Here is a 21833-nt window from a genome sequence, read left to right on the forward strand (position 1 = left end):
CCGCCATCGGCCCTCTGCGCTGAGCCCTTACGGCACCAGGACGGCGGCACCGTCGACGCGGTCGCCGGCGAGGTCGGTCAAGGCGCGGTCAGCGTGGTCCAGGGGGTACGGCGTCGTCGTCACGTGCAACCGGTGCTGCGCGGCGAAGGCCATGAAGTCGGCGCCGTCCTGACGGGTGTTGGCCGTGACGCTGCGCAGTTGGCGTTCCTGGAACAGGTGGCGCTGGTAGTTCAACACGGGAATGTCGGACAGGTGGATGCCGGCGATCGACAGCGTGCCGCCTCGGTCCAGGGCCGCGAGAGCCGGCAGCACGAGGTCGCCGACGGGGGCGAAGAGGATGGCGGCGTCGAGCGGCTCGGGCGGCATGGCGTCGGCGGGGCCGGCGGAGGCGGCCCCGAGGCTCAGGGCCAGTTCGCGGGCGGCGGCGCTGCGGGTGAGCACGTGTACGGTGGCTCCCCGCGCCAGGGCGACCTGTGCGGCGAGGTGGGCGCTGGCGCCGAAGCCGTAGACGCCGAGACGACCGCCGTCGGGCAGGTCGGCACGTTCCAGCGCGCGGTAGCCGATGATGCCGGCGCACAGCAGCGGCGCCAGCTCCGCGTTCGAGTAACCGGTGGGTAGGCGGTACGCGTACGCCTCGGGCACCACGGTGTAGTCGGCGTAGCCGCCGTCGGCGTCCCAGCCGGTGTACCGGGAGTTCGGGCAGAGGTTCTCCGCGCCACGGCGGCAGTAGCGGCACTCGCCGCAGGTGTGCCGCAGCCACGCGATGCCGACCCGCTCCCCCACGGCGAACCGCGAGCCGGGTGACACCACCTCCCCGACGACCTCGTGCCCGGGCACCACCGAAGCGCGGTGCACCTCCAAGTCCCCTTCGGACACGTGCAGGTCGGTACGACAAACGCCGCAGGCCAGCACGCGGACCAGGACCTCACCGGCGCCGGGCACGGGCCTTGGTTCGTCCGACAGCCGAAGCGGTCCGGACGCCATCGGTCCAGGCCGGACCACACGCCAAGCCCTCATCGCTGCCTCCTCACCGCGCACGGTCAGTCTCCCAGGGCGTCGGCGCAGGACTGCGAAGGGCCGACGTGTGCACGCCGTCATGTGCGTTTCGTCCACCGCGGCACGGACGCCGGGCGGTCCTCGCCGACGTCGGTCGGGGCGGACGCCTCGATGTGGGCATCAGGGCCCGGGAAGACGAGGGCCTCGTGGTCGTTGTGGGTCCAGCGCACGACGTACGGCGGCGCACCGTCCGCGCCGTGCACCTCGGTGATCAGACCGCGCCGGGACGGCTTGTCCAGCACGGCCGACTTGATCACCAGCCAGTCACCGGGTTTCGCGTGCACAGCTCCTCCTGAGGGTCAGCGGGCCGGCGCAGCGAGCTACGGCCCCAGCCGATTCGCCGGGTCGATCCCGGCAACGGATCCTGCCTGCCCATCGTCGGCGTCCCTTCTCGATCGCATCGAGCATCGCCGTCACGCGGAAGGCGATCCAGAGTCGTTGGCCGCTCTCCAGGTCCCGTGCCGACAGGGACTTCCGACCCCCTGCGGCGCGCCGGATGGCGGCCAGCGCAGGGCCTTCTCCTCTGCGCCGGCCGCCGCTCCGAGGAGTCCGATGAAGAGGCAGATCGTGACCGGGGAGGAGAAGACGGTGAAACACCGGGAGATCAACACTGTGATGGCCACCGATGTCGCCGTCGTGCACGGCGACACTCCGTTCAAGGACGTCGTGGCGCTGCTGGCCGAACGGCACATCAGCGGCGTGCCCGTGCTCGGCCCGGAGCAACGCGTGGTGGGCATCGTGTCCGAGAGCGACCTGCTGCACGGCACGACTGAACACCACAAGACGTTCTTCGGCCGGCACGAGCACCAGCCGCACAGTGTCGCCGCCGACGTGATGAGCTCGCCCGCGGTCTGCGTGCACCCGGACACGACCGTCGCGCACGCGGCGAAACTCCTTGCCGAGGAAGGTGTTCGTCGGCTGCCGGTGGTGGACGCCGACGGCCGCCTGGTCGGCATCGTCAGCCGCCGGGACGTGCTCAGCGTGTTCCTGCGCTCGGACAAGGACCTGCGCGAGGAGATCCTCGACGAGGTCTTCGGACGCACGCTGTGGATGGACCCCGGTGAGGTGTCCGTCGAGGTGCACTCCGGCGTCGCGACGCTGCGCGGCCAGGTGGAGACGAAGGCGCTCGTGGACATCGCCGGCTCGCTGACCCGCGGCGTCGACGGCGTGGTGGACGTGCACAACCACCTGACCCACGCCCGTGACGACGCCCGGATCGACCGGGCGCACGGCAAGTTCGTGGAGTTCGACCACGAGCCGCTCAAGCCCATGCCGCACCGCGGAGGCTCGCTGTGATGCCTTGGTACTACTACGGATCCGACGCCGGCTGGCTGATGCCGCTGACGATGGTGATCGGCATGGCCCTGTTCTGGGGCGGAATGCTTTTCATGGTCGTCCTGGTGCTGCGGCACTACGGCTCCGCCGCACAACGCCACCGCAACGCCGAGCAGGTGCTGGCCGAGCGGCTGGCCCGCGGCGAGATCGACGAGAACGAGTACACCCGGCTGCGTGACGTCCTGCGCGCCCACTGAAGGAGCTGGCATGTCGCGCTACGTGAAGAACTTCGGCGAACTGGGCCGGGACGACACCGCGATCGCCGGCGGCAAGGGGGCCAACCTGGGCGAGCTGACCCGGGCCGGGCTGCCGGTGCCGGCGGGCTTCGTGGTGACGGCGCAGGCGTATCTGGACTCCCTGGACCGCTCGGGCCTGCGCGGCGAGATCGCCGAGGCCTTCCGCACGGCGCTGGACGTGTCACGGACACCCGACCTGCCGGCGGCGTGCGAGCGGATCCAGACGCTGGTGCGCAAGGCCGGCATCGCCGACGACATCCGGGCGGAGATCGAGGCCGCCTACCACCAGCTCGGTGACAATGCCGAGGTGGCCGTCCGGTCGTCCGCGACTTCCGAGGACACCGCCGGCACCTCGTTCGCCGGCATGAACGCCACGTACACCAACACCCTCGGCATCCACGACGTGCTGACCCGCCTGATCGACTGCTGGGCCTCGCTGTTCGGCCCACGTGTGGTCGCCTACCGCGCCAGCACGGGGCTGGACGAGGAGCCGGCGATCGCCGTCGTCGTGCAGCTGATGGTCGACTCGGCCCGGTCCGGCGTGGCGTTCACCGCCGACCCGTCCACCGGCGACCGCGGCCGCATCGTCATCGAGGGCGCGTACGGCCTGGGCGAGGTGGTGGTCAGCGGCGCGGTCGAGCCGGACACCTACGTCGTCGCCAAGCGGGGTCCCCGTCTGCTGCACGCCCGCACGGGACACCAGACGCACAAGATCGTGCGCGGCCCGGACGGCCATGACCTGCGCATCGACCTCGACGAGCAGACCGGCGCGAGCCGGGTGCTGACCGACGACGAGGCGATCGAGCTGGCCCGGCTGGCGCTGCAGGTGGAGGAGCACTACGGCAGCCCGCAGGACATGGAGTGGGCGATCGCCGACGGCCAGACCTGGCTCGTGCAGTCCCGCCCCATCACCACGCTCCACGAGGACCAGGCCGCCGGTTCCGAGCTGGTCACCGGCCTGGCCGCGTCGCCGGGCCGCGCCGTGGGCCGGGTACACCGGCTGGCCGGTCCCGCCGAGGGCGACCGGTTCCGGGACGGCGAGATCCTCGTCGCGGTCATGACCACCCCGGACTGGGTACCGACGATGCGCCGCGCCGCCGCGCTGGTCACCGACGGCGGCGGCATGACCTGCCACGCCGCGATCGTGGCCCGCGAGCTGGGCGTGCCGTGTGTGGTGGGCACGCGCAACGCCATGGAGGTGCTGCGCGACGGCGAGACTGTGACCGTCGACGGCGCGGCGGGCAAGGTCTTCGCCGGCCGGCTCGAGCCCGCCGCGCACACCGTTCCGCGGATCGCGCCGATGGCCGCACCGGCCGTGGAGACGTTGGGCACCAAGGTGTACGTCAACCTCGCCATGCCGGAACACGCCGAGGAGGTCGCCGCGATGCCGGTCGACGGCGTCGGCCTGCTGCGGGCGGAGTTCATGGTCACCGAGGCCCTGGATGGTGAGCACCCACGCAAGTTGACGTCCCGGCCGGGCGGCAGCGAGAAGTTCACCGCTCGGATGACCGAGTCGCTGCTGCGGGTCACCCGCGCCTTTGCGCCGCGGCCGGTGATCTACCGGGCGATCGACTTCCGTACCAACGAGTTCCGCAACCTGGCTGGCGGCGACGCCTTCGAGCCGGTCGAGGACAACCCGATGATCGGCTACCGCGGCTGCTACCGTTACGTCCGCGAGCCCAAGTTGTTCGCGTTGGAACTGGCTGTGCTGGCCAAGGTCCGCGAGCAGACACCGAACCTGCACCTGATGATCCCGTTCGTGCGCACGCTGTGGGAGCTGCGCGCCTGCCTGGCCGCGATCGACGCCAGCCCGCTGGGGCACGACCGCCGGCTGCACCGCTGGGTGATGGCCGAGGTGCCGTCGGTGGCGTACTGGATCCCGCAGTACGGGCGGCTCGGCATCGACGGGATCTCCATCGGCAGCAACGACCTCACCCAACTCGTGCTGGGCGTGGACCGCGACTCGGAGATCTGCGCCAACCTGTTCGACGAGGCCGACCCGGCGGTGCTGGACACCATCGAGCGCATCATCACCGCCGCCCGCGAGAACGGCATGACCACCTCGCTGTGCGGTCAGGCGCCGTCCACCAAGCCGGGGTTCGCCGAGGAGCTGGTGCGGATGGGCATCACGTCGGTGTCGGTCAACCGGGACGCGATCGCCGCCACGCGGTCCGAAATCGGCTCGGCCGAGCGCCGCCTGCTGCTGCGAACGGCCCGAGAAAGGTGATCACCATGCTCACGAGCCCTGACGTGCGGACGTTGCGGAGCGCCGTGTCGCTGGCCGCACGTGCGCCGTCCATCCACAACTCCCAGCCGTGGCGTTGGCTGCTCGGCGCCACCTCGCTGCACCTCTACGCCGACGCCTCGCGCCTGTTGCCGGCGACCGACCCCGACGGGCGGGACCTGATGCTGTCCTGTGGGGCCGCGCTGCACCACCTCCAGGTGGCGCTGGCGGCCTCCGGCTGGGGCACGCACGTGCACCGGTTCCCCAACCCGAACGAGCCCGACCACCTGGCCGCCGTGGAGTTCCTGCCTCGGGACGCCAGCCGGAACGACGTCGCGCTGGCGGCCGCGATCCAGCTTCGCCGCACCGACCGCCGCCGCTACACCTCGTGGCCGGTGCCGTCGGAGCTGATCGACGACCTGGCCCGGACTGCCGGTGCGTTCGGCACCGTGCTCATGCCCGCGACCGACCCCGACGACCGTTACCAATTGGTCGTCGCCCTGAGCGAGGCCTCGACGCAGCAGGAGGCCGATGAAGCCTACGCCGCCGAGTTGGCGACGTGGACCGGGCGCAGCCCGTTCGTCACGGAAGGCGTGCCGGCGACCAACATCCCAGCCGGTGAGCGCCGGCACGGCGACACCACGATGCGGGCCTTCCCGAACGGCCAGCTCACCGAATCGGGCGACCGGTGGGAGGACGACGCCGGCGAGTTGCTGGTGCTGGCCACGTCGACGGACGACGTCGGGGCGCGGCTGCGGGCCGGCGAGGCGATGAGCGCGGTTCTGTTGTGGGCCACGGACTTCCGCATGGCCACCTGCCCGCTCAGCCAGGTCCTGGAGATCGAGGCGACCCGGAACGTGGTCCGCGACCGGGTGCTGGACGGCTTCGGCGTGCCGCAGATCGTGCTGCGGGTCGGCTGGGCCCCTGTCAACGCCGCGCCACTGCCCGCGACACCGCGGCGGCCGTTGGACGACATCCTCGGGAGGCAGGGACGATGAACGCGAAGGTCGGCACCAACGGGTTCGGCCGCTCGGGCGGGGCCTCCTGCGTAACGCCTCCACCTACGGCCCGCTCAGCCAGGAGAGGTACCGGGTGATCGGCCCGCGCCTGCGCGACAACGCGATCGTGCTGGACGAGGTGACCGGCGCGGCCGACCTGCCGTCCGGCTGGGGCGTCGACGTGAGTCTGGGCACCGGTTTGAGCGACGCAGTCGCACAAGCGCTCCCCGGACTCGTCGATCGGGTGCTCGGCGAGCTCGACCTCGATCAGGCCCGGCGAGACCGGCTGCGCTGGGCGGCGTCGTAGCTGTTGCGGGCCTGTTCGACCTTGTCCATGTTGGGCGTCCACTCGGACAGCGCGGCGAACAGCGGCGCAAGGCTGCGGCCGAGGTCGGTGATCTCGTACTCGACCCGGGGCGGCACCTCGGCGTAGTAGGCCCGGGTGACCAGACCGTCGCGCTCCAGTTGCCGCAACCGCTGGGTGAGCACCTTGGGGGTGATCGTGGTGATGCGGCGCTCCAACTCGACGAACCGCATGCGCCCGGACTGGTGCAGCGTCCACAAGATCGGCGTGGTCCAGCGACTGAACACGAGGTCGACCACCGGGGAGACCGGGCAGGCGTTCTCGGGGTCGGCCGCGGGTTCCGGCGTCCGGGCTGTGTCCTCGGCCACAACCGCCCCTCTCACCCAATACTTTCCTCTAGGTACCTACTAGTCCCACGACAGTACCGTCACCGGGTCCACACAGGAACTCGGAACGGGAGACAGGACATGATCGTGGTGACCGGAGCGACCGGAAACGTGGGACGGCCGCTCGTAGCGGCGCTGGCGGCGGCCGGCGAGCAGGTGACGGCGGTCTCGCGGGGAATCTCCGCGGCGGACCTGCCCGCGGGCGTGCGCCGTCATCGGGCGGACCTCACCGACCCGCGGGGCCTCAAACCCGCCCTGGACGGGGCGCGGGCGCTGTTCTTGCTGACGGCCGGGGACTTCGCCGCATCCGGCGGTGATCTCGACGAGGTCCTGGACGTCGCCCGGGCCGCTGGGGTGGACCGGGTGGTTCTGTTGTCCTCCCAGGGCGTGGGCACCGGACGCCATCCGGCCGGCCACGAAGACGCCGTCGCCCGGTCCGGTCTGGAGTGGACCGTGCTGCGGCCGGCCGGCTTCCACTCCAACACGCTGCACTGGGCCGGCACGGTCCACGCGGAGCGGATGGTCGCGGCGCCGTTCGGCGACGTGGCGCTGCCGACCATCGACCCGTTGGACATCGCCGAGGTCGCCGCCGCCACGCTGCGCGAACAGGGCCATGCCGGCCGCACCTACACGCTGACCGGGCCGGCGGCGATCTCGCCCCGCCAACAAGCCGCGGCAATCGGGGACGCGCTGGGCGAGCCGGTGCGGTTCGTCGAGCAGAGCCGGGCCGAAGCCAAGGCCCAGCTGACGGTGTTCATGCCCGAGCCGGTCGCCGAGCACACCCTCGACATCCTCGGCGATCCGACTCCGGCGGAGCAGCAGGTCAGCCCGGACGTGCTTGACGTCCTCGGCCGCTCACCCCGTCCGTTCGCCGAGTGGGCCGCACACAACGTCGCCGCCTTCAGGTAACGCGGAGGGTGGCACCGCTGGTCGGTCAGGTGCTCGGTGTCAGGCTGAAATAGCCCTGTTCCTCCTGGGCGAAGTGCAGCGTGAGCACGGCATCGAGGCCGTAGAGCGTCGCACGCAGGTCGTCGACCTGGCCCGGCCGCACCGGGCCCTCCGACAGGTGACGGGCCAGTCGGCGCACCAGGCGTTCGATCTCGGCGTGCCCACGGCTCATCGTCGTTGTGGACTCGCTGCTGCCGAGGATCTCCCCCACCGCCGGATACAGCTCGTGTTCCTCCGCCCGCTCGTGCGGCAAGAGGTGGTCGACGAGCAGCCGGTAGGCACGGCGCGTCTCGGCGTCGGCGTGCTCGGTGGCGCCGTCGGAGAGTGAGTCGGCGGCCGCACGAACGGCGGCGCGCACCGGCACCAGCAGCTCGTGCTCGTCGGCGAAGCGCCGCAACAGCTCCTGATCGTGTTCGCCGACGCGTTGCCGACGCTTGGGCAGCAGGGCCCGCAGGCTGTTCAGGATGACGGCGACGTCGATGAGCTCCTGCACGAGCGCACCGGCAACGGGTATCAGCAGCCCGAACGCGGCGACTCCCATGGCCGCCACGGACAGCCCGAGGCCGGTCGCCGCGCTCTGCACGGCGATCCGCCGAGCGCGGGACGCCGTCTCGACGGCGGCGGCCAGCGGGTCGATCCGGTCGCTCAACACCACCGCGTCCGCGGCCTGTGCGGCGGCGGTGGCTCCGCGGGCGCTCAGCGCGACGCCGACATCGGCCGTGGCCAGCGCCGGCGCGTCATTGAGACCGTCGCCGACCATGACCGTGACGGCACGGCGATGTTCCGCCGCCACCCGCTCGACCTTCGTCGCCGGGGTGGACTCGGCCTGCACATCATCGAAACCCAGCAGTCCGCCGACATCCACCGCGGTCTCAGTGCGGTCACCGGTCAGCAGCACGATGCGGCGGAGGCCGACCGACCGCAGTCGACGCAGCGTCCGTGCCGCATCGGGCCGGATCTCGTCCTTGGCCAGCACCGCGCCGACCGCCTCGCCGCCGACGGTCACCCAGATCGGGATCGCACCGTCGAGACCGGCACGGCGCAGTGCGGACGCCGCCCACCCGGTCTCGGGCGGAACGTCCCACAGCGGTTTCCCCACCGCGACAACCTCGCCGTCGACGATGCCGACGGCTCCACGGCCCGGCTCCTCGCGCACCTCGGTGGCCTTCAGGATGCCCAGCGGCCGTGCCGCATCGACAACCGCGGCCGCCAGCACATGGGATGACAGCGCCTCCACGGCGGCCGCTGTGCGGAGCACCACCTCGCGTTGGTGACCGGGAGCGGTCAGCACGTCCGTCACCCTCGGCGCGCCCCGGGTGACCGTACCCGTCTTGTCCAGGACGGCGGTTTCCGCTCGTCCCAACGCTTCCAATGCTCGCCCGTCACGGACCACGACACCCTGCCGGCTTGCGCGGGACATGCCGGCAGTGACCGCGATCGGCACGGCCAGCAGCAGTGGACACGGCGTCGCGGTCACCAACACCGCCACCGCTCGCACCGGATCGCCGGTCAGCGCCCACGCGATCGCGGCAATGCCAACCGCAAACGGCAGGAACACCGCCGCGAACCGGTCGGCCAGGCGGGCCACCGGGGCGGACTTCGCGGTCGCCGCGCCGGCCATCCGGACGATGCCCGCGTACGTGCTCTCGGTTGCCCGCCGTGCAGCGACGATGTCGACCGCACCGCCGGCGTTGACGACGCCGCTGCTCACGTGCTCGCCGGGCTGCCGCTCCACCGGCAGCGGCTCGCCGGTGAGCGCCGACTCGTCGAACGTGCCGGCCATGGCCAAGCGGCCGTCGACCGGCACGATCTCGCCGGGCAGCACCACGATCGTGTTACCCGGCACCACCTCGTCAACATCCACGGGTGTCAATTCGTCGTCGACACGCACCCGTGTCCGGGTGGGCGACCGGTCCAGCAGTGCGCTCAAGTCGCGGCCTGCACGACGTTCCGCGTACAGCTCCAGGACGCGACCGGTCGCGAGCATCACGCCGATCACCGCGCCGGCGAGGTATTCGCCAACCGCCAGCGTGCCACCCAGCGCGAGTACGGCGAGGACGTCCGCGCCGAGGCGACCGGCACGCAGATCCACGGCGGCCCACCACACGGCCGGCAGCAGCGCGGCCGCCGCACCGGCACCCCACGCGAGGTCGGCCCAGCCAGCGCCAAGCGCCCACAGGGCCAGGCCTGCGGCCACTGCGGCGGCCGTGAGCGCCAGCAACGCTACGGCGAAACGTTCCATGTCAGTACAGCGGTCCGGGCGTCGCAGGTGCCTCGACCAGATGAGGAGCCTGCTCCTTCGCCGTCCGACGGGCCGGCGTGATGACGACCGGGCAGGCGGCGTGCCGCACGCAGTACGCGGTCACCGAGCCGAGCAGCTTCTCCGTCAGCCAGGAGTGACCGTGCCGGCCGAGCACCAGCAGGTCCGCGTCGGCGCACATCTGCACGAGTGCCCGCGGCGGCCACTGCTCGACCATGTGCCGGTGCACGGTGACGCCATCGCCCTGCGCCTCGGCCATCACCCGATCCTGCTGCGCCTGTTGCTCGGCGAGCGCGGACTCCCTGGCACGGTAGGGAATGCCGACCATCGGCGGCGGCCCCTCCATCGGCGGCGGATCCGTGTGCCACGCGGTCACCACGTGCACCTCCGCACCACGCTTGCGTGCTTCCTCCAGTGCCCAGCGCACGGCGTCCACACTCGAGGCCGAGCCGTCCACACCCACCACGATCGTTCCGTTGCCAGCCATCATCGCTCACTCCCTTCCAGGTTCACGCTCGTCCATCCGCCGAGCAGCCACCACCGGCTGTCGGCCTGTGGCGGCCGGGACCTTCGTCCTGTCTGACCGGGGCCCTGCCGTTCGACCGGGTCCACGGGGGGCTTTGTGCTCTGCTGGAGCGCTTTGGGCGAGGAGTGCCATGGAGGTGGAAGACCTCCCGGCACACGGTGAGAGGTGATCACATGGCCATCACGGGTGTGAGGGTCTGGTTGTCGCGGCACGGCGAACCGATCCTGGCGGCGCTCGTGGCACACGAGCTCGCGGCCGGCGCGGCGTTCACGGTCGCCGGTCTGCCCGGCGTGGGCTCGTTCCTGTGGGCGGTGGGCACCGGACTGGCTTTGGCCTACCTGCTCGTCAACCTCCCGATGCGGATACGAGTCGGTCGACGGCCCCAACTGTTCGTGGTGACGACCGTGCTGCTGGCGTCCGCGACGGCCGCCGCCGTCGGCGGCGTCTACGGGCTGGGCAACGCGCTGGGACTGCTGGGGATGCTGGCGGTGATGATCCCGCCACGTCGTCCGGGCCCTCGCGTGGCTTCTGTGGGCCACACCGCGAATGCGAGGACCTGTGATGAGCAATCACGCGACCGCGCCTGATCCCGTGGTCGTCGGCTTCGACGGCTCCGACTCGGCGATGCATGCCGTGCGCTGGGCGGCGAGGGAAGCCGAACTCAGCGGCGTTCCACTGTCCATTGTGTACGCCTGCGCGCTCGACGTGGTGCGTGTGCCCGCGGGCGTTCCGTTGCCACGGCCCTATCACGAGGCTGTGCTGGAGATAGGTCAGCAGTACCTCGCCGAGGCCACGGCGGCAGCCGAAGCGGTGGCACCCGAGGTGGAGATCACCGCACGGCTCAGCCATGGATGCGCGGCGCCCACACTGGTCGAGTTGTCGTCGGCGGCACAGGCGGTTGTCGTGGGGTCCCGCGGGCTCGGCGGGTTCACGGGCTTGCTCGTCGGCTCCACGGCGGTGACTGTCGCCGCGCATGGGCACTGTCCACTCGTTGTTGTACGGGGCCCACGCCAGGACGCCACGCAGGGTCCCGTGGTGGTGGGAGTCAACGGCTCGCCGGAGAACGATACCGTGACCGCCTTCGCGTCCCGGGCGGCCGCGCTGCGCGAAGCGCCGGTGGTGGTTGTCCATCACGCTACTACTCGGGCTTTGCTCCACGAGGCCGTCGGTGCCCAGCTGGTGGTGGTCGGGTCACACGGTCGTGGCGGACTCCGGGGTTTGCTCCTCGGCTCCACCAGCCAGGCCCTGATCCAGCACTCCCCCTGCCCCGTCGCCGTCGTCCCCACCCGCCGATGATCGACGCGGCGTGGTGTGCCGAGCCCGACGAAATCGCTCGGAGGCTCGACGTGGATCCGACCCGCGGGCTGGATCCCGACGAGGCCCGCCGTCGGCTGCGGCAGACCGGTCCGAACCGGTTGGCCGAGCCTGCGGCCCGGCCGTGGTGGCGGCTGCTGCTCGCGCAGTTCGCCAACCCGCTGGCCGTCACGCTCGGCGCGGCCGCGGCGGTTGCCGGCGTCGTGGAGCGCTCCTACCGGGAGGCGATCGCCATCGGCATCGCGCTCGCCCTCAACGGTGTGCTCGGCTTCCTGCAAGAGCGGAGGTCCGAACGCGCGGTCGCCGAGCTCAGACACATGCTCAGCCCCTCGGCCCGCGTCCGGCGCGGCGGCGCCGTTCTCGCCGTGCCCGCCGCCGAGCTCGTCCCCGGCGACGTCGTGCTGGTCCGGGCCGGCGACCGCGTCCCGGCGGACGGCCGCGTGCTGCGGGCGGCGAACCTGGAGGTCGACGAGTCCGGGCTGACCGGCGAGACCCTTCCCGTGTCGAAGTCGGCCGTCTCCCTCGACGGCGAGGCCGGACTGGCCGACCGGACCTCGATGTGCCACATGACCAGCACGGTCACCAGGGGCAGCGGGGAGCTGCTGGTCACCACGACCGGCACGCGCACCGAGGTGGGCAAGGTCGCCGACCTGCTGGCCCACACGAGCACCGAACCCACTCCGCTCCAGCGCCAGCTCGACCGGCTGGGGTTGCGGCTGGCGCTGCTCGCCGGGGTGGCGGTGGTGGTCGTGGCAGCCGTGCTGTGGCTGGCGGGTGGGTCGCTCGGAGAGGTGATCACGGTCGCCGTCGCGCTGGGTGTGGCGGCCATTCCCGAGGGCCTGCCGGCGGCCGTGGCCGTCACGCTGACGTTGGGCATGCGGAAGATGGCGCGGCAGCGGGCGATCGTCAAACGCCTGCCGGCGGTCGAGACACTCGGTGCGACGACGGTCATCTGCACCGACAAGACCGGCACGCTCACCGTCAACCGGATGACCGCCCGGTCGGTCTGGTACGCGGGCCGCGGCCGGACGGTCGCCTCCCTCGACGGCGGCCTGGATCTGCGCGACCTGCTCGTGCCCGCCGTGTTGTGCGGTGACGCTGTCGTCCGGGACGGAGCCGTGGTCGGGGACCCGATCGAGGGCGCGCTGGTGGTGCTCGCGGCGAAGGCCGGCCTGGATGTCGCGAGTGAACGGGCGGCCGCGCCCCGGATCGCCGAGATCCCGTTCGACCCGGGCCTGCGGTACATGGCCACCTTCCATCGGACCGTCGCCGGGACAAGAGCCTGCGTGAAGGGCGCCGCCGACGTGCTGCTCGACCTCGCCACGCGCGTTCGCACGGAACTGGGCGACGTCGAACTCACCCGGCCCGTGCGCACGCGCCTGACGGCCGAGATCGACCGGCTCGCACACCGCGGCGAGCGCGTGCTGGCCGTCGCGATCGGTGACGCCTCCGTCGCTCCGGAGCTGCCGGCCGACCTGCTGCTGCTCGGCCTGATCGGCGTGACGGACCCGCCGCGGCCGGAGGCGGCCGACGCCATCGCGGAGTGCAAAGCCGCGGGCATCGACGTGAAGATGATCACCGGGGACCATCCGACGACCGCGACCGCGGTTGCCAACGCCGTCGGCATCGACGGCAGTGCCCTGTCCGGCACGGACATCGAACGCCTCGGCGACGAGTCCCTGACGCAGGCGGCCGTGTTCGCCCGCGTCACCCCCGAGCACAAGATCCGCATCGTGCGGGCGCTGCGGCGGAGCGGCCATGTGGTGGCCATGACCGGCGACGGCGTCAACGACGCGCCGGCGCTCAAGGGAGCCGACATCGGCGTGGCGATGGGTCGTACCGGCTCGGACGTGGCCAAGGAAGCGGCCGCCATGATCCTCACCGACGACAACTTCGCCACCATCGTCACGGCCGTCCGGCACGGGCGGACCATCCGTGACAACATCGTCAAGTTCGTGCGCTTCCAGGTCAGCACCAACGTCGCGGCGATTCTCGCGATGGCCGCGGGCTCGGTGCTGCTGGCCGGCGCCAGCCTGATGACGCCGCTGATGCTGTTGTGGGTCAACGTGATCGCCGACGGCCCACCGGCACTGGCGCTCGGGCTGGAGCCGGCCCGTCCGGGTGTGATGCGGGAACCGCCCCAGCGCGCCGGCGCCCAGATCCTCACCGGTCGTCGCCTCGGCTGGATCACGGCCGCCGGCGCCGTGATGGCCGTGGGCACGCTCGCCGCCTTCGGGCTCGGGTCGCCCCGCGGCGTGCCCACCGCGCGGACCCTGGCGTTCACCACCTTCGTGCTGTTCCAACTGGTCAACCTGCTCAATGTCCGTGACGAGCGCGGGAGCGCCTTCGGGCCGCTGCTGGTGCGGAACTGGCGGCTGTGGGCGGCGATGGCCAGCGTCGTCGTCCTCCAGGCGGCCGCCGTTCACCTGCCGGCCGCGCAGGGCCTGTTCGGGACCACCGCCCTCAGGCCAGTCGACTGGTTGGTGGCCCTGGCCATCGCGTCCTCGGTGCTGTGGCTGGAGGAACTGCGCAAGGGCTTCCTGCGGATCACCCGACGACGGCGTACGCGGCCATGCCGCTGAGCACGAGTCCGACGCCCATCGCCGCCACCCACGAGCACTGGAAGATCACGGTGCCCCGGATCGCGAGATGTCCAGTACGTTCACCGGTTCTCCCTGTCGTCGCGGAGCGCGTCGACACAGCCGTTCAGCAGGGCGCTGCGGCGGACGGACGAGACGCGCGGCCGCAGTCCGTCCGGCACCGGCGGCTTGTCCTTCCAGTCCAGGCCGGTCAGCACGACCGGCAGCCCGGCGCGCAGGCCGCACACCGCGCCGTACTCATGGGCGGTCAGCTCGCGTTCCCCACGAACGCCAACCACGAGATCGGCGGGCCGGCGGCCCTCCAGCGGACAACCGCCGGCCACAACGCCCCTGCAGATATCGGCGCTGCCGTCGTGGCACGTGCTCACCGTGCAACCGAGGTAGCGCAGCCGCTGGGCCAGATCCTCGCCCTGGCCGGGATTCTGTTCCGTCACCAGTATGTGCATCGCACTCACTCCGGCTTCACGACGGCGACCGGACACGGGGCGTGGTGCAGCAGGGTGTGGCTCACGGAGCCCAGCAGCGCGTTCGCCAGCGCGCCGCGCCCCAGCGAACCGACCACGAGCAGTTGCGCGCCCTCGGCCTGGTGGATCAGCCGCTGCACCGGCCGGTTCTCGTGCACGTACTGGCGCACGGTGGTGTCCGGGTAGCGCTCCCGCCAGCCGGCCAGCCGTTCGGACAGCACGATCCGCTCGTCGGTCGCGACCGCGTCCCAGTCGAGGTCCGGGATCGGCACGGAGCCGCCCCACACCGAGATCACGTCGCTCCACACGTGCACGGCCTCCAGATCGGCGTTCCGCCGTGAGGCCATGTCGTACGCGAACGCCAGGGCCGCCTCGCTCGCGGGTGATCCGTCGACTCCGACGACCACCGGCCCACCGGCCGTCTCCTTCCCACGCATCACGATGACCGGGCAGTGCGCACGGGCGGTCAGCGCCACGGCCGTGGACCCCACGACCAGCTCGGCGAAGCCGCCACGGCCACGTACGCCGACCACGACCATGTCGGCCTTCTCGGACTCGTCGGTCAGCAGGTCGACGCCGGGCTTGAGCTCCAGCACCGGCTCGACCTCGAGCTCCGGATGCGCGTCGAGGGCCAGCTTCACGCCGTCGCGAAGACAGTGCTGGGCGGCGGCCCTGGCCTCGACCAGGAACCCGTACGGCAGTCTCGGCGTCGTGATCGAGTGCCCGTGCACGACCCGCAGCACGGTGTGCCGGCGATGAGCCTCCTCGGCCGCCCAGCGGACGGCGTTCATCGACGGCTCGGAACCGTCGACGCCTACGGCGATGGTGTTCGTCATGTCTGGCTCCAGGGGGTCAGCTCGGCCGGGGTGAGGCCGAGCAGGGCTTGCGGGATGCCGCTCAGCGCGAAGTCGTTCATCAGCCGCCGGCGGGTGTCGGGCAGGTGCATCGGGCGCACCACCGGGTGCGGGATGAAGCCGAGGCCGGGCGCGGCGAGCATGGCGATCTGCAACACCGCGCCGGCCAGCACGTGATCCGCCCGGGTGTCACTGTCGGTGACGACCGCGAGCATCGGTCGGGTGGCCAGGCGGTCCGCCAGCCCGCGAATCGACTGCCGCCGGGTCATCGGGCCGGGTGTGCGTTGCGTGGGCACGAGCTGCCGCCGCCACGGGACGAGCTCGGCCGCGCACCGCCGGTCGCCGTCCAGCTGGCGGCTCGCGTCGTGCAGGATGGCCGCGAACGCGACGCCGCCGACCGGTTCCAGCCGGGCGGTGCGGAAGTGCGAGATCGCCATCAAACGGTGCAGTTCCTCCGCGCCGCCGTGACCTCGGTTCACGACGTCCGGTGCGCTGATCGCGCGGTAGAGCTCCAGTTCCCGCTTGGAGGGCGGTTCGGACCGCACGGCCGTGATGCGGGCGATCAGGTCCGGTCGGCCGTCCAGGTCGACGGCGATGTCCCAGCCCAGGGCGCGGACCGCCAGCACGACATTGGCCAGCGCGGTGCCGCAGGACAGCAGCCGGTCGATACCGGCGGTGTCGTACCGCTCGCCGCCGAGCACCTCGCGAAGCTCGACGTCGTGCCCCTTCAGCTCCAGCACCCACGGCTGCTCGTGGCACAGCACCGGCGCGCCGCGGGCGGCCCGCACGATCGCCGCGGTCTCCTCGACCGTCCACTCGGTCACAGCACGTCTCCCTCGATCAGGCCAACGAGGTGCACGCCGTCGATCACGCTGAGTGCATCGGTGTGGTCGCGACGCAACTGCTCGTCGATGCGGCGGCGGTCCGCGTCCGGCGGGACGCACGGGGCGGGTCGTCGGCACAGCAGGCCGATGATGTCGTCGGGGCCGGTGGCGCCGGCCAGTTCCTCTTCCCCCACCAGGCCGACGCACTGGCGCTGCTCGACCACCGGCAGGTGACGCACCCGCAGCCGGCGCATCAGGCGGGTCGCGGTCGCCACATCCGTCTCGGGCCCGACCGCCGGCACGTGTCGCATCAAGGTTCTTGCCGTGTCAGCCATGTCGCGCCCCCCCGGCGAACTCCACGGCGCCCCAGAGGGCGAGCAGCGCGATCATCGCCACTGCCTCCACTGGGGCGCGGTCCGAGCCCAGTCCGCCTCCCAGGTCCGGGCGCCCCACCGCTGGATCGGCAACCGCACCAGGTGCACGAGGGCCCGCAGCACGATGAACGCCACGGTCAGACCGGCGACGAGCGTCACGAAAACCATCAGCACGACATCGAGCACGGTGATCGGGCGGCTCACGACAGCGCCGGCGGGGTCGGTCCAGATCTGGATCGACGCCCCTGCACTCTGCTGGGAGAAGGCATCGACGGGTCCGGTGTGGACGGTTCCGTCCCGCGTCGTCCAGCGGGCCGGCGCGGTCAGCGAGGGGCCGGAATCCTTCAGCAGCACCGCGGTCGTCGCAGTCCTGGTGGCCTGTTGCCGGGCCGCGACGCCGGCCTCGTAGGCGCCCAGCCGCAGTCCTGCCAGGACACCGGCGACGACGAGCGCCACCCCGACCAGAACGGCGAAGCCGACGATCAGCCCGTCGACCCGGTCCACGGGGCGGCGCAGGTCGTTGCGTCCGAACCCTATCTGCCGGGCCAGCCGCAGCACGGGGTTCATCGTCACCACTCTCCCGCTGTGTAGCCGAATCCGTCCTGTTCAGCGTCGCGGGAGCGGCCGGCCGGCCCCAGGGCCGTTGGCCACGGTCGAGGTCCCGATCTGGCCGGGACCTAGTAGGACTTTGTTACTTCGGGATGGAGTGTGAGATGATCTTGGAGTGATGCCCGCCGAGTTGGACGCTGTGCGTGACCGCCTGGAGGAGTTCGCCGGTGAGGTGTTCGCGCCGTTCTCGCGGCGGGAGCAGCGACTCAACGGCGGGCTGTACCTGCGAGGGCTGATGCTGGACGGGCGACGCAAGTCCATGCAGCCCATGGCCGAACGCCTCGGCGTGGACCATCAACGGCTGCAGCAGTTCATCACCTCCTCCACCTGGGACCACATCGCCGTGCGCCGTCGCCTGGCCGACCGGGCCATCACCACGGTGGCCCCGGACGCCTGGGTGCTGGATGACACCGGCCACGTCAAGGACGGCGACGCCTCACCGTGCGTGTCCCGCCAATACACCGGCACCGCCGGCAAGATCACCAACTGCCAGATCGCGGTCAGCGTGCACGCCGTCACCGACACCTGCTCGGCCCCGCTGGACTGGCGCCTGTTCCTGCCCGAGAGCTGGGACGACCAGAAGACCGACGATCCGGGCCAGGCCGCCCAGATCGCCGCCCGCCGCCGTCGGTGCGGCATCGGCGAGGACCAGCGGCACATCCCGAAGTGGCAACAGGCCTTGGAGATGCTCGACGAACTCGCCGAGTGGGGCCACACCCCGCCACTGCTGTGCGCTGACGCCGGCTACGGCGACAACACCACCTTCCGACTCGAACTGGACTACCGGGGCATCGGCTACGTGGTGGCGGTCAAGGGCAGCACCTCGGCCTACCCCGGCGACGCGATGCCGGTCACCGCGCCCTACTCCGGACGGGGACGCCCACCGCGGCCCGGTTACCCCGACCAGGCCAGCACCGTGGCGGAGCTGGTCCAGGCGGCCGGGCGCGGCCGGCTGCGCCAGGTCACCTGGCGCCACGGCAGCAAGAAGACGCCGGGCAACCCGACCGCGCGTATGCGGTCGAGGTTTATCGCGCTGCGGGTCCGGCCGGCCAACCGGGACATCCCTCGGGCCGAGGATGGCAGCCTGCCGCAGTGTTGGTTGCTGGCCGAATGGCCGGTCGGCGAGTCCGAGCCGACCGACTATTGGCTGTCCACCCTGCCCGAGCGCACGCCGGTCAAGACCTTGGCGCGGTTGGCCAAGATCCGGTGGCGCATCGAGCATGACTACCGCGAACTCAAAACCGGGCTCGGCCTGACCCACTTCGAGGGCCGGTCCTGGATCGGGTGGCACCGTCACGTCACCCTGGTCTCGACCGCACACCTGTTCCTGACCGAGTTGCGTCTGAGCGACCCAAAAGCTGTTGGGGCGGCTTGACTTTCTACAAGATCCTGCACGTCCTCCAGGTGTTGCTCGCGACCTGGACAGGTCGATGCCCCACATGTCATCAGCGGCCACCATGACGACCTAACAAAGTCCTACTAGGACCCTGCGGGCACGACCACCACCGGGACGGTCGCGTACCGCAGGCATTCCCGGCTCACCGAGCCGAACAGCAGCTCGCCGACGGAGTTCCGTCGGTGGCTACCCAGCACGAGCATGTCCTCGCCCTCGCTGACCTCGTGCAGCACGCGGGCGGCGTCACCCTGCACGCTGGAGTAGCTCACGTGCTCCGAGTCGGCCAGGCCGGCGATCTCGCGCGCCAACAGCCCGGCGGAGTCCTCCTTGATCTGCTCCCTCGGCAGCAGATCGGTCATCGGGTCGAAGCGCCACGCGTGCACCACGTGCACCGGCGTGTGCCGGACCCTGCCCTCGTTGACGGCCCACTCCAGGGCCTTCTGCGACACCTCGGTGCCGTCGACACCCACAACGATCATGTTGTCCTCACTTGTCCGGACCGGCGGCGCCGACGCCACCGGTCGAGTTCGTCCACGCCCCACACCGCGATGGGGAAGGGCAGCAGCATCAGCACGACCCAGGGCGGCAGCGCGGCCGTGCCGAAGACGTCCTGCAGCAGCGGCACGTACACCAACGCCCCGGTGAACGCGAGTTCGAACGCGATGCCGGCCAGCAACAGCCGGTTCGTCGTCAGCCCGATCGCGCGCAGTGACGCCCGTTCGGTCCGTGCCGCGAACGCCGTGCCGACCTGGCACGCGACGACCCCGACGAAGGTCGCCGTCGTCGCCTGCAGGTACACGTGATGCAGCGGTGCGCCGAGGCCGACCGGGTCGCCGAGATGCCAGCCGCCGACCAGCAGGACCGTGAAGAAGGCCAGCAGCGCCAGCACGGCCGACACCGACCCCATCACGCCCCAGGCCCGCCACAGCAGCCGTTTGGTGATCACGCCCTCGCCGCGTTTGCGCGGATCTCGTTGCATGAGGCCGGGTTCGGCCGGCTCGCGGCCCAGCGCCAGCGCCGGCAGGGTCTCCGTGCCCAGGTCGATCGCCAGGATCTGCAACACCGTCAGCGGCAGCGGGATCGCGCCACCGGCCAGGGCGAACAGCAGGAACGGGACAACCTCCGGGATGGCGTGCGCGAAGATGTAGAGGATGAACTTGCGCACGTTGTCGAACACGCGCCGGCCTTCCTCGATGCCGGCGGCGATGGTGGCGAAGTTGTCGTCGGTCAGCACCAGCGTGGCGGCCTCGCGGGCGACGTCGGTGCCGGCCGCGCCCATCGCGACGCCGATGTCCGCGCGGCGCAGCGCCGGCGCGTCGTTCACGCCGTCGCCGGTCATCGCCACGACCTCGCCCTTGTGCCGCAACGCGTCCGCGATGCGCAGCTTCGTCTCCGGGGTGGAGCGGGCGAACACGATCTCACCCTCGCCGGCGAGCAGCCGATCCAGCTCGTCCTCCGGCATGCGGTCCACGACCGCGCCCTCGATCACGCGGTCGGCGTCGAGACCGACCTGCCGTGCGATCTCGGCGGCGGTGTGGCCGTTGTCGCCGGTGACGACGTGAACCTTGATCCCGGCGGTGTGCACGGCCCGTACCGCGGCCGCCACCTCCGGCCGTGGCGGATCGAGCAGCCCGACCACACCGATCGCCGTCAACCCGGACTCGGCGTCTTGCTGCGTAGGCACGTCCTGGCCGGATAGGGGTTTCGTGGCCACCGCGAGCACACGCAGGCCACGGCTTTCCAGTTCCTCGGCATCCCGGCGCAGCTTCGAAACGTCACCGACGCACCGGGCCAGCACGGTCTCCGGCGCGCCCTTCACGTGAATGCCGTTGGCGTCCACCGTGGACATCATCTTGCGTCTGGGGTCGAACCTGTTGAGCGCCAGCCGCTCCCGCTCGCGATCACCCACATCGGCCGTCACGCCGGCCTCTCGGGCGTAGCGGAGCAGCGCGACTTCCGTCGGGTCGCCGGTGGTGTCGTCCGCGGTGCCGCAGCGGAACAACGCATCGGCCAGCTCGGGCGAGGCCGGCCACGCCTCCACGACGCGCATCTTGTTCGCTGTCAGCGTTCCGGTCTTGTCAGTGCAGATCACCGTTGTCGAGCCGAGCGTCTCGACCGCCGACAGCCGCTTGACGACCGCACCCCGGCGCGCCATCGACCGCACGCCGACGGCCAGCGCCAGCGTGATCGTCGGCAACAGGCCCTCCGGCACGTTCGCCACCAGCAAGCCGATGGCGAACAGCAACGCCGCCGCGAGCGACAGTCCGGCGACCAGGCCCAGCGGCAGGAACACCACGCCCGCACCGACCGCGACGAGCGCGATCAGCCACGCGACACGGCGCACCTGGCGTTCCAGCGGGCTCTGGTCGACGTGCACCCGCTGCGACAGCGCCGCGATGCGTCCCAGCTCCGTGTGCGCGCCGGTGCCGACCACCACTGCCTTCGCCGAGCCTTCGGTGCACACCGTGCCGCTGAAGACTCTGGTCGGGGAGTCCAGCGGGTTCTCCCGGTCGTCGTCCAGCGACGCATCCCGCACGACGGGCGCCGACTCGCCCGTCAGGGCCGAGTTGTCCACTTCCACCACGCCCTCGACCAGGCGTGCGTCGGCGGAGACCCGGTCGCCCTCTTCGACCAGCAGCACGTCGTCCGGCACGAGGTCGGTCGCCGGCACCTGCTGGCGGTGGCCGTCGCGGAGCACCCAGGCGTGCTGCGGCAGGTAGCGTCCGAGCGCCTCGACGGCGTGTTCGGCCTGTTGCTCCTGCACGAAGGCCAGCAGCGCGTTCAGGACGATCACGACCAGGATCGCGATCCCCAGCTCCGTCGAGCCGGACACCGCCGACAGCGCTGCCGCCATCCACAGCAGTAGCGCCAGCGGGTGCGTGAACTGCTTGACCAGCTCCCGCCACCACCGGCGGGTCGACCGCTGCGGCAGCGCGTTCGGGCCGTACTGCTGGAGCCGGCGCTGTGCCTCCCGGGTGGACAGTCCAGCCGGAGTCGAGCTCACCGTCACGGTCATGTTCTCGAGGCTCGCGCCAGCTGCTTCGCGGCAACCAGGGCCACACGTCCCCAGGGTCCCGGGCGCGATGGCACTGTCAGGGTGGGCCGTGCGTCCGGTCTGCTTGTGC

Annotated in this window: 22 protein-coding genes; 10 read left to right on the forward strand and 12 right to left on the reverse strand. The window is 71.5% G+C overall.

Annotated features, from left to right (window positions below):
- Positions 1–27: 27 nt before the first annotated feature.
- Together BJ998_RS45985 and BJ998_RS45990 are read right to left on the reverse strand one after the other, a co-directional pair.
- Positions 28–1017: a zinc-binding alcohol dehydrogenase family protein gene (locus BJ998_RS45985; protein WP_184870519.1), complete on the reverse strand. Its 990-nt coding sequence runs from the start codon at positions 1015–1017 to the stop codon at positions 28–30.
- A gap of 77 nt (positions 1018–1094) precedes the next feature.
- Complete coding sequence (locus tag BJ998_RS45990; RefSeq protein ID WP_184870520.1) at positions 1095–1340, reverse strand: DUF1918 domain-containing protein; 246 nt, start codon at positions 1338–1340, stop codon at positions 1095–1097.
- Positions 1341–1608: 268 nt separating this feature from the next.
- Here BJ998_RS45990 and BJ998_RS45995 point away from each other — a divergent pair, with 268 nt between their 5' ends.
- From BJ998_RS45995 to BJ998_RS46015, 5 genes are all read left to right on the forward strand, one after another.
- Complete coding sequence (locus tag BJ998_RS45995; protein WP_184870521.1) at positions 1609–2352, forward strand: CBS domain-containing protein; 744 nt, start codon at positions 1609–1611, stop codon at positions 2350–2352.
- Positions 2352–2588, forward strand: coding sequence for an SHOCT domain-containing protein (locus tag BJ998_RS46000; protein ID WP_184870522.1), 237 nt, complete (start codon positions 2352–2354; stop codon positions 2586–2588). Before BJ998_RS45995 ends, BJ998_RS46000 begins: the two co-directional genes overlap by 1 nt.
- Before the next feature lie 10 nt (positions 2589–2598).
- Complete coding sequence (gene ppsA, locus BJ998_RS46005; RefSeq protein WP_184870523.1) at positions 2599–4854, forward strand: phosphoenolpyruvate synthase; 2256 nt, start codon at positions 2599–2601, stop codon at positions 4852–4854.
- Positions 4855–4859: 5 nt separating this feature from the next.
- Positions 4860–5849 carry an Acg family FMN-binding oxidoreductase gene (locus tag BJ998_RS46010; RefSeq protein WP_184870524.1) on the forward strand — a complete coding sequence of 330 codons (990 nt, stop codon included), beginning with the start codon at positions 4860–4862 and terminating at the stop codon, positions 5847–5849.
- A gap of 94 nt (positions 5850–5943) precedes the next feature.
- Complete coding sequence (locus BJ998_RS46015; protein ID WP_184870525.1) at positions 5944–6156, forward strand: hypothetical protein; 213 nt, start codon at positions 5944–5946, stop codon at positions 6154–6156.
- On the opposite strand, the gene BJ998_RS46020 is transcribed toward BJ998_RS46015, so the two are convergent.
- Positions 6117–6521, reverse strand: a complete 405-nt coding sequence (locus BJ998_RS46020; RefSeq protein WP_184870526.1) for a winged helix-turn-helix transcriptional regulator — start codon at positions 6519–6521, stop codon at positions 6117–6119. The genes BJ998_RS46015 and BJ998_RS46020 overlap by 40 nt on opposite strands.
- A gap of 99 nt (positions 6522–6620) precedes the next feature.
- On the opposite strand from BJ998_RS46020, the gene BJ998_RS46025 reads away from it, so the two are divergent.
- The gene (locus BJ998_RS46025; RefSeq protein ID WP_184870527.1) at positions 6621–7448 is read left to right on the forward strand and encodes an NAD(P)H-binding protein; all 828 of its coding nucleotides are present in this window, start codon (positions 6621–6623) and stop codon (positions 7446–7448) included.
- 25 nt (positions 7449–7473) lie between these two features.
- On the opposite strand, the gene BJ998_RS46030 is transcribed toward BJ998_RS46025, so the two are convergent.
- Both BJ998_RS46030 and BJ998_RS46035 read right to left on the reverse strand, forming a co-directional pair.
- Positions 7474–9729: a heavy metal translocating P-type ATPase gene (locus BJ998_RS46030; protein ID WP_184870528.1), complete on the reverse strand. Its 2256-nt coding sequence runs from the start codon at positions 9727–9729 to the stop codon at positions 7474–7476.
- Between the two features lies 1 nt (position 9730).
- On the reverse strand, positions 9731–10237 hold the full coding sequence (locus BJ998_RS46035) for a universal stress protein (RefSeq protein WP_184870529.1): 507 nt from the start codon (positions 10235–10237) through the stop codon (positions 9731–9733).
- Between the two features lie 209 nt (positions 10238–10446).
- On the opposite strand from BJ998_RS46035, the gene BJ998_RS46040 reads away from it, so the two are divergent.
- From BJ998_RS46040 to BJ998_RS46050, 3 genes are read left to right on the forward strand one after another with little or no spacing between them, the layout of a single operon-like run.
- Positions 10447–10860 carry a hypothetical protein gene (locus BJ998_RS46040; RefSeq protein WP_184870530.1) on the forward strand — a complete coding sequence of 138 codons (414 nt, stop codon included), beginning with the start codon at positions 10447–10449 and terminating at the stop codon, positions 10858–10860.
- A gap of 4 nt (positions 10861–10864) precedes the next feature.
- Entirely contained in the window at positions 10865–11569 is a 705-nt protein-coding gene (locus BJ998_RS46045) for a universal stress protein (protein ID WP_312890711.1), read from the forward strand.
- Entirely contained in the window at positions 11566–14169 is a 2604-nt protein-coding gene (locus BJ998_RS46050) for a cation-translocating P-type ATPase (protein WP_184870532.1), read from the forward strand. The genes BJ998_RS46045 and BJ998_RS46050 overlap by 4 nt, the downstream gene beginning before the upstream one ends.
- 80 nt (positions 14170–14249) lie before the next feature.
- Here BJ998_RS46050 and BJ998_RS46055 read toward each other — a convergent pair whose 3' ends face one another.
- From BJ998_RS46055 to BJ998_RS46075, 5 genes are read right to left on the reverse strand one after another with little or no spacing between them, the layout of a single operon-like run.
- On the reverse strand, positions 14250–14633 hold the full coding sequence (locus tag BJ998_RS46055; protein ID WP_184870533.1) for a hypothetical protein: 384 nt from the start codon (positions 14631–14633) through the stop codon (positions 14250–14252).
- A 5-nt stretch (positions 14634–14638) separates the two neighbouring features.
- The gene (locus BJ998_RS46060; protein ID WP_184870534.1) at positions 14639–15487 is read right to left on the reverse strand and encodes a universal stress protein; all 849 of its coding nucleotides are present in this window, start codon (positions 15485–15487) and stop codon (positions 14639–14641) included.
- A complete protein-coding gene (locus BJ998_RS46065; protein WP_184870535.1) occupies positions 15484–16329 on the reverse strand; it encodes a hypothetical protein in 846 nt (281 codons plus the stop codon). Before BJ998_RS46065 ends, BJ998_RS46060 begins: the two co-directional genes overlap by 4 nt.
- Positions 16326–16664, reverse strand: a complete 339-nt coding sequence (locus BJ998_RS46070) for a CBS domain-containing protein (protein ID WP_184870536.1) — start codon at positions 16662–16664, stop codon at positions 16326–16328. The genes BJ998_RS46065 and BJ998_RS46070 overlap by 4 nt, the downstream gene beginning before the upstream one ends.
- 51 nt (positions 16665–16715) lie before the next feature.
- The gene (locus BJ998_RS46075) at positions 16716–17270 is read right to left on the reverse strand and encodes an Rv1733c family protein (protein ID WP_184870537.1); all 555 of its coding nucleotides are present in this window, start codon (positions 17268–17270) and stop codon (positions 16716–16718) included.
- Positions 17271–17430: 160 nt separating this feature from the next.
- Between BJ998_RS46075 and BJ998_RS46080 the strand changes: the two genes are divergently transcribed.
- On the forward strand, positions 17431–18687 hold the full coding sequence (locus tag BJ998_RS46080; protein WP_184857452.1) for an IS701 family transposase: 1257 nt from the start codon (positions 17431–17433) through the stop codon (positions 18685–18687).
- A gap of 104 nt (positions 18688–18791) precedes the next feature.
- On the opposite strand, the gene BJ998_RS46085 is transcribed toward BJ998_RS46080, so the two are convergent.
- Both BJ998_RS46085 and BJ998_RS46090 read right to left on the reverse strand, forming a co-directional pair.
- Complete coding sequence (locus tag BJ998_RS46085; RefSeq protein ID WP_184870538.1) at positions 18792–19187, reverse strand: universal stress protein; 396 nt, start codon at positions 19185–19187, stop codon at positions 18792–18794.
- Positions 19184–21724: a cation-translocating P-type ATPase gene (locus tag BJ998_RS46090; protein ID WP_184870539.1), complete on the reverse strand. Its 2541-nt coding sequence runs from the start codon at positions 21722–21724 to the stop codon at positions 19184–19186. The genes BJ998_RS46085 and BJ998_RS46090 overlap by 4 nt, the downstream gene beginning before the upstream one ends.
- Positions 21725–21833: the final 109 nt, after the last annotated feature.

The organism is Kutzneria kofuensis (genome assembly GCF_014203355.1).
Classification (GTDB): domain Bacteria; phylum Actinomycetota; class Actinomycetes; order Mycobacteriales; family Pseudonocardiaceae; genus Kutzneria; species Kutzneria kofuensis.

Coding starts and splice junctions, on each gene's coding strand:
- BJ998_RS45985 (WP_184870519.1), bottom strand. CDS start 1,017: ATGAGGGCTTGGCGTGTGGTCCGGCCTGGACCGATGGCGTCCGGACCG.
- BJ998_RS45995 (WP_184870521.1), top strand. CDS start 1,609: ATGAAGAGGCAGATCGTGACCGGGGAGGAGAAGACGGTGAAACACCGG.
- BJ998_RS46000 (WP_184870522.1), top strand. CDS start 2,352: ATGCCTTGGTACTACTACGGATCCGACGCCGGCTGGCTGATGCCGCTG.
- ppsA (WP_184870523.1), top strand. CDS start 2,599: ATGTCGCGCTACGTGAAGAACTTCGGCGAACTGGGCCGGGACGACACC.
- BJ998_RS46010 (WP_184870524.1), top strand. CDS start 4,860: ATGCTCACGAGCCCTGACGTGCGGACGTTGCGGAGCGCCGTGTCGCTG.
- BJ998_RS46025 (WP_184870527.1), top strand. CDS start 6,621: ATGATCGTGGTGACCGGAGCGACCGGAAACGTGGGACGGCCGCTCGTA.
- BJ998_RS46030 (WP_184870528.1), bottom strand. CDS start 9,729: ATGGAACGTTTCGCCGTAGCGTTGCTGGCGCTCACGGCCGCCGCAGTG.
- BJ998_RS46035 (WP_184870529.1), bottom strand. CDS start 10,237: ATGATGGCTGGCAACGGAACGATCGTGGTGGGTGTGGACGGCTCGGCC.
- BJ998_RS46040 (WP_184870530.1), top strand. CDS start 10,447: ATGGCCATCACGGGTGTGAGGGTCTGGTTGTCGCGGCACGGCGAACCG.
- BJ998_RS46050 (WP_184870532.1), top strand. CDS start 11,566: ATGATCGACGCGGCGTGGTGTGCCGAGCCCGACGAAATCGCTCGGAGG.
- BJ998_RS46055 (WP_184870533.1), bottom strand. CDS start 14,633: ATGCACATACTGGTGACGGAACAGAATCCCGGCCAGGGCGAGGATCTG.
- BJ998_RS46060 (WP_184870534.1), bottom strand. CDS start 15,487: ATGACGAACACCATCGCCGTAGGCGTCGACGGTTCCGAGCCGTCGATG.
- BJ998_RS46070 (WP_184870536.1), bottom strand. CDS start 16,664: ATGGCTGACACGGCAAGAACCTTGATGCGACACGTGCCGGCGGTCGGG.
- BJ998_RS46075 (WP_184870537.1), bottom strand. CDS start 17,270: ATGAACCCCGTGCTGCGGCTGGCCCGGCAGATAGGGTTCGGACGCAAC.
- BJ998_RS46080 (WP_184857452.1), top strand. CDS start 17,431: ATGCCCGCCGAGTTGGACGCTGTGCGTGACCGCCTGGAGGAGTTCGCC.
- BJ998_RS46085 (WP_184870538.1), bottom strand. CDS start 19,187: ATGATCGTTGTGGGTGTCGACGGCACCGAGGTGTCGCAGAAGGCCCTG.
- BJ998_RS46090 (WP_184870539.1), bottom strand. CDS start 21,724: ATGACCGTGACGGTGAGCTCGACTCCGGCTGGACTGTCCACCCGGGAG.